At 68.6% G+C, this 6724-nt stretch carries 7 protein-coding genes and 1 riboswitch; of the genes, 4 read left to right on the forward strand and 3 right to left on the reverse strand.

What is annotated here, in order from left to right:
• Nucleotides 1-1323 (forward strand): acyl-CoA dehydrogenase family protein (locus tag N878_RS09910; protein ID WP_021443508.1); only part of this gene is annotated, 1323 nt, incomplete at its 5' end.
• Nucleotides 1324-1376: 53 nt separating this feature from the next.
• Here the strand turns inward: N878_RS09910 and N878_RS09915 are convergent.
• A complete protein-coding gene (locus N878_RS09915; protein WP_021443509.1) occupies nt 1377-2120 on the reverse strand; it encodes a carbonic anhydrase in 744 nt (247 codons plus the stop codon).
• A gap of 324 nt (nt 2121-2444) precedes the next feature.
• Nucleotides 2445-2644: riboswitch (cobalamin riboswitch) on the forward strand.
• Nucleotides 2645-2698: 54 nt separating this feature from the next.
• On the opposite strand from N878_RS09915, the gene N878_RS09920 reads away from it, so the two are divergent.
• Nucleotides 2699-3379: an energy-coupling factor ABC transporter permease gene (locus tag N878_RS09920; protein ID WP_021443510.1), complete on the forward strand. Its 681-nt coding sequence runs from the start codon at nt 2699-2701 to the stop codon at nt 3377-3379.
• A gap of 9 nt (nt 3380-3388) precedes the next feature.
• Here N878_RS09920 and N878_RS09925 read toward each other — a convergent pair whose 3' ends face one another.
• Nucleotides 3389-4111: a hypothetical protein gene (locus N878_RS09925; RefSeq protein ID WP_021443511.1), complete on the reverse strand. Its 723-nt coding sequence runs from the start codon at nt 4109-4111 to the stop codon at nt 3389-3391.
• Between the two features lie 104 nt (nt 4112-4215).
• Between N878_RS09925 and N878_RS09930 the strand changes: the two genes are divergently transcribed.
• Nucleotides 4216-4545: a DUF3703 domain-containing protein gene (locus tag N878_RS09930; protein WP_021443512.1), complete on the forward strand. Its 330-nt coding sequence runs from the start codon at nt 4216-4218 to the stop codon at nt 4543-4545.
• Nucleotides 4546-4610: 65 nt separating this feature from the next.
• Nucleotides 4611-6083 (forward strand): AMP nucleosidase, encoded by a 1473-nt coding sequence (gene amn / locus N878_RS09935; protein ID WP_021443513.1) that lies wholly within the window; start codon nt 4611-4613, stop codon nt 6081-6083.
• On the opposite strand, the gene N878_RS09940 is transcribed toward amn, so the two are convergent.
• On the reverse strand, nt 6084-6724 hold a 641-nt coding region (locus N878_RS09940; protein WP_021443514.1), incomplete at its 5' end, for a threonine dehydratase. It lies immediately after the preceding gene.

The following is a 6724-nucleotide window of genomic DNA, read 5'->3' on the forward strand; positions in this document are numbered from 1 at the left end:
GACCCGCGCGCCGGCGCCCATGTCGCCCGCGCCGGGCTGACCTACCTGCACAGCCAGGCCGAGGCCGCCAGCGGCTGCCCGTTGACCATGACCTTCGCCGCCGTGCCGGCCATCCGCCTGCAGCCGAACGTGGCCGAGCAGTGGTTGCCGAAGATCCTCTCCAGCCAGTACGACCCGCGCAACCTGCCGATGGAGCAGAAGAGCGGCGTCACCATCGGCATGGCCATGACCGAGAAACAGGGCGGCACCGACGTGCGCGCCAACACCACTCGCGCCTATCCGGTCGGCATCGGCGGGCCGGGGCAGGCCTACGAGCTGGTCGGGCACAAGTGGTTCTGCTCGGCGCCGATGTGCGACGCCTTCCTCACCCTGGCGCAGACCGACAAGGGCCTGTCCTGCTTCCTGCTGCCGCGCCACCGTCCGGATGGCACGCGCAACCAGTTCTACATCCAGCGCCTGAAGAACAAGCTGGGCAACTGGGCCAACGCCTCCAGCGAGGTGGAATACCGCGTCGCCTTCGCCTGGATGCTCGGCGAGGAGGGGCGCGGCGTGCCGACCATCATCGAGATGGTGGCGATGACCCGCTTCGACTGCATGGTCGGCTCCAGCAGCCTGATGCGCCAGGCGCTGACCCAGGCCGCGCACCACTGCGCGCACCGTCAAGTGGGCGGCAAGCTGCTGGCCGACCAGCCGCTGATGCAGAACGTGCTGGCCGACCTGGCGCTGGAGAGCGAGGCGGCGCTGGCGTTGTCCATGCGCATGGGCCGCGCGCTGGATCACCTGCATGACGAGCAGGAAGACAAGTTCGCCCGCCTGGTCACCGCCGTGGGCAAGTACTGGATCTGCAAACGCGCGCCGGAAATGATCTACGAGGCCAGCGAGTGCATGGGCGGCGCCGGCTACGTCGAGGAAACCATCCTGCCGCGCCTGTACCGCGAAGCGCCGGTCAACTCGATCTGGGAAGGCTCGGGCAACGTGCAATGTTTGGACGTGCTGCGTGCACTGTCCAAGGAGCCGGGCGTGCTCGACGCGTTGTTCGCCGAACTGGGCGATGGCCACGGCGATGCCCGTCTGAAGGCGCATATCCAGCGCTTGAAGGCCGATTTTGCGGATACCGCCGATATCCAGTACCGCGCCCGCCAGCTCACCGAGGACGTGGCCGTCGGCCTGCAGGCCAAGCTGCTGCTGGAGGCCGGCAACGCCACGGTGTCCGGCGCCTTTATCGCCAGCCGTCTGGAAGGCCGCGGCCGGGTCTACGGCACCCTGCCGCGCGGCATCGATGTCGAAGCACTGCTGGCGCGCAGCATGCCGCAGCTGGGCTGAGGGAAGGGGGGAACGCGCCGGCCATCCAGCCGGCGCATCAGAGGCAGGGGGCTTTAGTGGTCGCTCTCCAGCACTTCTCGGCCATTGAGTGGCTGGATCGGCCGCGCGTTCATCGAGTACAGGTGGCGGAACTGTGCCAGTTGCGCCTGGGACAGCTCGACCGGCTGCTTCAGTACGCGCCATTGCACGTTCTCGCTGCACGGCGGGGTGGTCAGCGAGCCGGCGAAGGCATAGTAGCCCTGCTGCGGCGGCAGTAGGGTTTGCGGGGCGAAGCTGCCGGCCAGCTCGACGTTCTCGCCCGCCCTGGTCGGCATGGCATCGAACACCTGACTCAGAGCCTGATTCTGCTCGCCTTCCCTGAACAGCACTGCCACCACCGCCAGGCGGCCATCGGCGGCTTGGTGGACGAAGTGCGCGACCATCGGGAATGCCCGCCCGGCGATGTGCTCCTCGCTTGGCGTGTGGAAATGGAACTGCACCAGGCGGTAGGGCTCGCCGTCGATCTCGACGCCGCCGGCATTGGCCAGGTTCACCTGGACGGTGTGGCCGTTGTTCACTACCTCCGCTGGGCTGGCCTGGTAGTCGAACATGATGCGCGGCAGGGAGGCTCGCGTGGCATCGCGGATGTCGATCGGCGATTGGGCATGGCCAATCGCGCAGGTTTCGTAGCCTGGGGCCAGCTGGGACCAGTGTGCGGGGCCCTCCTTGCCCTGGTAGTTCCAGTGCGGTTGCTGCTCGGCAGCCATGGCGCCGGTTGCGAACAGGGCTGTCAACGCGACGATCAGGGGTTTCTGCATATGCGCTCTCGTTACCGGATGATGGATCTGCGGGCTCGCGTGATCTGCAGTCGGCGCGGGTGCAGGAACACTACGATTGCCTTGTAATAAATGGTTACACATGCCCGCGCGCAACGTGACGGTTGCCGCACTGGCGGGGAAGCGAGCGCCTCCAGCACCGCATCTGCTCAGCCAGTGAGGCGCTCCTGCCGAGGATGCCCCTCAGCCGTCGCGCCGCGAGCGACAGATCAGTGACAGGCCCGGCTCCGGCGGGTTCCGAATCTCGCCGAGGAGCCTGGTGCGGGCGCGGTTGAGAGCGGGCGCTGTCTTTTGTGCGTGCGGCCGGGTAAGGTGGCCGCCGATGGTTCCGGCCCCAGGGTCGGATGAAAAGGGAACAGGGTGCGGCGCCGCGTCGCCAATGCCCTGGCTGCCCCCGCAACTGTAAGCGGCGAACGACGCCCATATGCCACTGGCCCACAGGCCGGGAAGGCGGGCGAAGTGTCGAGCCGCGAGCCAGGAGACCTGCCATCGCCGTCGGGCGCTTGCGCCCATCCCCTCCATCCGGATTGTCGCGCGGTGGGCGCGACCAAGGAACCCTTATGCATATCGAACCCGGCGTCGTCGAAGGCGCCAAGATCCTGCTCAGCTACGCCACTGCCGTCACCGGCCTCGGCCTGACCGCCAAACTGGCCCGCGATGCCATCCGCGACAACGGCGGGGTGGTCGCCCTGGCGCTGCGCAGCCTGTTGACCACCGCCCTGGTGTTCTGCTTCTTCGAGGTCTTGCCGCGTCATCCGGTAGGCGTCTCGGAGGTCCACCTGATCCTCGGCTCGACCCTGCTGCTGCTGTTCGGCGCCGGCGCCGCGGCCATCGGTCTGGCCGTCGGCCTGCTGTTGCAAGGGCTGCTGTTCGCCCAGTTCGACCTGCCGCAGTACGGCATGAACGTCACCACCCTGCTGCTGCCGCTGTGGGGCATCCAGCTGCTGGCCAAGCGCATCGTCGCGCCGGGCACCGCCTACGTGGATCTCTCCTACCAGCAGGCGCTGGCGCTGTCGACCGCCTACCAGGGCGGCATCGTCGCCTGGGTGGCGTTCTGGGCCTTCTACGGTCAGGGCTTCGCCGGCGACAACCTGGCGGCGGTGGGCAGCTTCGGCCTGGCCTACATGAGCGTGATCCTGATCGAGCCGCTGATCGATCTGGGCGTGCTGGCCGCGGCCAAGGCGCTGGCGCGTTTCAGCCAGGGCCCGCTGTTCAACGTGCGTCTGCATCAGGCCGCCTGACTCGCAGCGCTACTGGCGGCGTTGCCAGATCATCTTGCCGGTATTGCTCTCGGTGACCAGGTACGGGTCGCTGAAGCGATAGTAAGCGGCGGGCTGGTAGTCGGCGGCGCCGTCCAGGCGCACCAGCAGCACGCCGTTGTCGCTGCGCCAGCGGCCGCGGTACTGCAGTTCGCCCGGGCTGTTGAAACTCCAGTCGCTGCCGCCGCCGGCCGCCAGGCTCCATTGTGCGACGCTGCCATCGGCGCCCAGCTGCAGGGTCAGCAGGGTGGCGAAGGCGGCGAAGCTGGCGCCGCCGCTGTTGATCTGCTGCTCGTGGATCCAGGTGCCGATCAGCGCCGGGTCCAGGCGTTGCGCCGCGACTGGCTCGCTGGCCGGCGCGCCACGCTGGAACAGCGCCTGGCGCTCCAGCACCTGGCCGTTGCGCGGGTCGCGCGCGGCGATGCTGACGTTGAGCATGGCGTTGGCGTAGGTGGCGTTCATATTGGCGATCACCAGCCCGGACTGCGGGTCGCTGATTTCGGCGCGCAGTAACTGGCCGTCGTAATGACCCTTGAGGTTCAGGCGCAGACGCTGGTTTTCCACATACTGCCCTTCCACCGTCTGGCCCTGGCTGTTCAGGATCAGTTCGGCCGGCTGGCCGTCGAGGTTGGCGTGGTAGTGGCCGTCCAGCTCGCCGGCGAGCAGGACGGGAGCGAGCAGGGGCAGCAGGAGCAGGCTGAGCAGGCGTGGCATGGGGCGACCCTCGGGCAGGCGCTATGCGGCTAAGCCTAGCCGCTTGACCGCGGGGCCGCCCCAGGCTTGCAGACTGTCCCGGTCGCCTACTCTGGAGCACCGCCATGAACCGTCGCCAAGCCTTCCACCACGAACTGCAACTGGCCCGCCATCTACGCCGCTTGGGCGATGCCGAGGGTGAGCTGCGCCATCTGGAGCGTGCCCATATCCTCGGCCAGCCGAGTTTTCTCCAGCACGGCCTGAGCCACTGGCTGATGCTGCTGTGGGCCTGGCGCCGGCGCGATTGGGCCGAGCTGGTCGCGCAGCTGCTGCGTCTGCCGGGCAGCCTGGGGTCGCTGCTGGGCCTCTACCCGCTGGGCAATCCCGGTACGCGCCGGGTCGGGCCGCTGACGCCGCAGCCCTTGCCGGAGGATCTTGCTCGCCTGCTGAGCTGAGCGCTATGCCTGGCGCCGCCGGAACAGGCAAGATAGGGGCGTTCGATCAACCAGGAAGGTGCGCCGTGAAACCCTGTGCCGATGAATTCGTCGTTGCCTTTACCCCGGAAGAGGCGGTCGACCGCCTCGCCGCCCTCCACCAGCAGGCCACCGGCGCCCTCAGCCGGGCGCTGAAACGCTACCTCAAGGAGCGCATCAAGCCCGACGCCGGCGAGCATTGTCTGTTCCGCTATCCCGAGCTGCGCCTGACCTACCTGTGCCAGGGCGAGGTGCCGACCACCGTGCGCGCCTACGCCAAGGTGCAGGTGCCGGGTACCTACAGCGTCACCGTGACCCAGCCGGCGGCCTTTCGCAAATACCTGCTGGAGCAGCTGCGGCCGCTGATGCACGATTTCACCCTGCGCGTGGAAGTCGGCATGAGCCAGCAGAACATTCCCTATCCCTACGTGGTGGAGCAGGGCGACGAGCTGGCCGGCAGCGGGGTGACCGCCGCCGAGCTGGCGCGGGTGTTCCCCAGCACCGACCTGTCCGCCGCCACCGACGGCACCGCCGACGGCCTGTACGACTGGGAGAACACCGACCCGCTGCCGCTGGCGCTGTTCGACGCGGCCCGGGTGGATTTCTCCCTGCGCCGCCTGGTGCACTACACCGGCAGCGACTGGCGCCACGTGCAGCCGTGGATTCTGCTGACCAACTACCACCGCTACGTCGACCAGTTCATCCGCCATGGTCTGGACATGCTGGTGGGCGACTCGCGCTTCACCCGCCTGGTGCTGCCGGGCAACGTGGTGGTCGAGCGCGGCATGGCCGAAGGCGAGATGCAGGCGATCATCGAGAACGTGATCTGGCACCGCTACCAGATGCCGGCCTATCACCTGCAGGCCGATGACGGCCACGGCATCACCCTGGTCAATATCGGCGTCGGCCCGTCCAACGCCAAGAACATCACCGACCACCTGGCCGTGCTGCGTCCGCACTGCTGGCTGATGATCGGCCACTGCGGCGGCCTGCGTCAGTCGCAGACCATCGGCGACTACGTGCTGGCCCACGCCTATATGCGCCGCGACGGCATCCTCGACCGCGTGCTGCCGCCGCATATCCCGCTGCCGGCGCTGGCCGAGGTGCAGCAGGCGCTGCAGGAGGCGGCCAAGCTGGTCACCGGCGAGCAGGGCGACGAGCTGAAGAAACGCCTGCGCACCGGCACCGTGCTGACCTACGACGACCGCAATTGGGAGCTGCGCTGGGCCCAGGAGCGGCCGCTGATCAACCTGTCCAGAGCCGTCGCCGTGGATATGGAAAGCGGCACCATCGCGGCGCAGGGTTACCGCCTGCGGGTGCCCTACGGCACGCTGCTGTGCGTGTCGGACAAGCCGCTGCACAGCGAGATCAAGCTGCCTGGCGCGGCCGGCGCCTTCTACGAGCGCGCCGTGACCCAGCACCTGCGCATCGGCATCGCCGCGCTGGAGCTGATGCGCAGCCAGCTCGACTCGCTGCACTCGCGTAAGCTGCGCAGCTTCGACGAGCCGCCGTTTCGCTGATCAGGCGGCTGCGACCTCGTCGCGCAGCAGCTCGGCCAGCGCCAGGCGGTCGATATTGGCACCGCTGAGCACCACCGCCACGCGCTGGCCGGCGTTGCATTCGCGCTCCTGCATCAAGGCGGCCAGGGCGGCGGCACCGGCGCCTTCGGCGAGGTTGTGGGTGTCCTCGTGGTAGACGCGGATCGCGGCGCGGATGGCCTCGTCGTCGACCCGCACGATGCGCGCGGCGCCGGCGCGGATCATGTCCAGCGCCAGCTGCTGCGGCTGGCGGCAGGCCATGCCGTCGGCCAGGGTGTCGGCGCGCTCGGTCTGCACCAGGCGGCCCTGCTCGAAACTCTGCGCGTAGGCGTCGGCACCGCTGGCGACCACGCCGATTATCTCGGTGTCGAGGCCGAGCAGGTCGCGGGTGCGGATCATGCCGCAGATGCCCGAGCCGAGGCCGATGGGCACATAGACCCGGCGCAGGTTCGGCAGCGCTTCCAGCAGCTCCAGCGCGTAGGTGGCCACGCCGCGCACCAGATCCTCGTGCAGTGACGGTACCCAGTGCAGGCCGTCGCGTGCGGCCAGGCGCGCGGCTTCGGCGCGCGCTTCGTCGAAGTCGCGGCCATGTTCGATCACCTCGGCGCCGAGGGCGCGCATGG

The organism is Pseudomonas sp. EGD-AK9 (genome assembly GCF_000465935.2).
In the GTDB taxonomy this organism is placed as follows: domain Bacteria; phylum Pseudomonadota; class Gammaproteobacteria; order Pseudomonadales; family Pseudomonadaceae; genus Aquipseudomonas.

Bases quoted from the DNA above. Each gene is read 5' to 3' on its own strand.
- N878_RS09915 (WP_021443509.1), bottom strand. From the start codon at position 2,120: ATGCAGAAACCCCTGATCGTCGCGTTGACAGCCCTGTTCGCAACCGGC.
- N878_RS09920 (WP_021443510.1), top strand. From the start codon at position 2,699: ATGCATATCGAACCCGGCGTCGTCGAAGGCGCCAAGATCCTGCTCAGC.
- N878_RS09930 (WP_021443512.1), top strand. From the start codon at position 4,216: ATGAACCGTCGCCAAGCCTTCCACCACGAACTGCAACTGGCCCGCCAT.
- N878_RS09925 (WP_021443511.1), bottom strand. From the start codon at position 4,111: ATGCCACGCCTGCTCAGCCTGCTCCTGCTGCCCCTGCTCGCTCCCGTC.